Origin of the sequence: Microbispora sp. NBRC 16548 (genome assembly GCF_030268985.1) — a bacterium.
In the GTDB taxonomy this organism is placed as follows: Bacteria; Actinomycetota; Actinomycetes; order Streptosporangiales; family Streptosporangiaceae; genus Microbispora; species Microbispora catharanthi.
The window spans coordinates 1-400 of record NZ_BSSF01000090.1 but is presented as its reverse complement, the minus strand read 5'-3'; the positions used below and the strand labels follow the sequence as shown (position 1 = coordinate 400).

1 protein-coding gene is annotated in these 400 nt (G+C 67.0%); it reads left to right on the top strand.

The annotated features are described in order from the left end of the window. Positions 1-400, top strand: a 400-nt coding sequence (locus QSK36_RS43165) for a family 43 glycosylhydrolase (protein WP_285786455.1), incomplete at both ends; no start/stop codon positions are given.

The following is a 400-nucleotide window of genomic DNA, read 5'->3' as shown; positions in this document are numbered from 1 at the left end:
ACACGATGTACGTCTCCTACGGCAACACCAACATCAGCGTGGCCCAGCTGTCGGCCGACGGAAAGACCGAAGTCCGCAGCCAGCAGGTGTTCTCCACCCCCTCCAGCGTGGGCACCCTGGAAGGGTCGCGGATGTACAAGCGCAACGGCGCCTACTACATCTTCCTGACCCGCCCGGCCAACGGCCAGTACGTGCTGAAGTCCACCAACGGCCCCTTCGGCCCCTATGAGATGCGCCAGGTGCTGCTGAACATGGGCGGCCCGGTCTCCGGCGGCGGAGTGCCACACCAGGGCGGGCTGGTCCAGACCCAAAACGGCGCCTGGTACTACATGGCCTTCCAGGACGCCTACCCCGGCGGCCGCATCCCCGTCCTGGCCCCCATCACCTGGACCTCCGACGG